This window comes from Arhodomonas sp. KWT, from assembly GCF_010993615.1.
The window spans coordinates 1,256-2,365 of sequence record NZ_WNXE01000306.1 but is presented as its reverse complement, the minus strand read 5'-3'; the positions used below and the strand labels follow the sequence as shown (position 1 = coordinate 2,365).

General features: G+C 68.8%; 2 protein-coding genes. Both read left to right on the top strand.

Going from position 1 to position 1,110, the window contains the following annotated elements; genetic code table 11:
• The coding region (locus tag G7A99_RS18215; protein WP_163142841.1) for a secondary thiamine-phosphate synthase enzyme YjbQ at positions 1-378 on the top strand (378 nt) is incomplete at its 5' end.
• Between the two features lie 14 nt (positions 379-392).
• On the top strand, positions 393-1,106 hold the full coding sequence (locus G7A99_RS18210) for a TrkA family potassium uptake protein (RefSeq protein WP_018717011.1): 714 nt from the start codon (positions 393-395) through the stop codon (positions 1,104-1,106).
• Positions 1,107-1,110: the final 4 nt, after the last annotated feature.

Genomic DNA, 1,110 nt, shown 5'->3' with positions numbered 1-1,110 from the left:
GGGCGTGGCACGGTGGAGATCACCCGCCGCGTCGCGGACGTGGTCTCCGAGGCCGGCGCGGGGGACGGGCTCTGCCACGTGTTCGTGCGCCACACCAGCGCCTCGCTCATCATCTGCGAGAACGCCGATCCCTCCGTGCGCCGGGACCTCGAGACGGTCGCGGCGCGGCTCTTCCCCGACGGCGATCCGGCCTACGTGCACGACGCGGAAGGCCCGGACGACATGCCCGCCCACCTGCGCAGCGTGTTCACGAATTCAGGGCTCACTGTGCCCGTGAGTACCGGTCGGCTGGCGCTGGGCACCTGGCAGGGCATCTATCTGTGGGAGCACCGCCGGCACGGCCATCGTCGTTCGGTGGTGGTCAGCGTCTGGCACTGAGGCACGGGGGCGGCATGGCGAAGGAAAAGACCGGCGGCAACGGCCGCGAGTCCGGACGGCCGGACGTCAAGCCAGGACACGGCAAGTTCGCCGTGCTGGGACTGGGCAACTTCGGGACCACGGTGGCGCAGCAGCTCGAGGAGCTCGGCAACGAGGTGCTGGCGGTCGACGAGGACGAGGAGCGGGTGAACACCCTGGCCGAGGAATTCACCCACATCGTCTCCGCGGATGTGCGCGACGAGCGCGCCCTGGAGGAGCTGGGCCTCGGGGACTTCGACGCCGCCGTGGTGGCGATCGGCGAGAACCTGGAGTCGAACATCCTGTGCACGCTGGGGCTCAAGCACCTCGGCGTGCCGCGGGTGTGGGTCAAGGCCAAGAGCCCGGCACACCACCGCATCCTCAGCAAGCTCGGGGCGGACCGCATCGTCCACCCGGAGTTCGAGATCGGCGTGCGCGTGGCCTACTCGCTCAACTACCCGTTCGTGCTGGACTACATCAGCCTCGGCAGCGACTACTTCGTGGTCGAGCTGGCGCTGAGCGAGACCGTCACCGACTCCACGGTGGGTGATCTCGAGCTGGAAGAGCGCTTCGGTATCGAGCTGCTCGCACTCAAGCGCGGCGATGAGCTGATCCGCGACGAGAAGACCGTCACCGCCCTGCGGGAGGGCGACCGGCTGGTCGTGGTTGGCAAGCAGGTGCACCTCCGCGCTCTCGCGGACATCCTATGAGGCA

Excerpts from the sequence above, each read along its gene's own strand:
- G7A99_RS18210 (WP_018717011.1), top strand. The coding sequence starts at position 393 with ATGGCGAAGGAAAAGACCGGCGGCAACGGCCGCGAGTCCGGACGGCCG.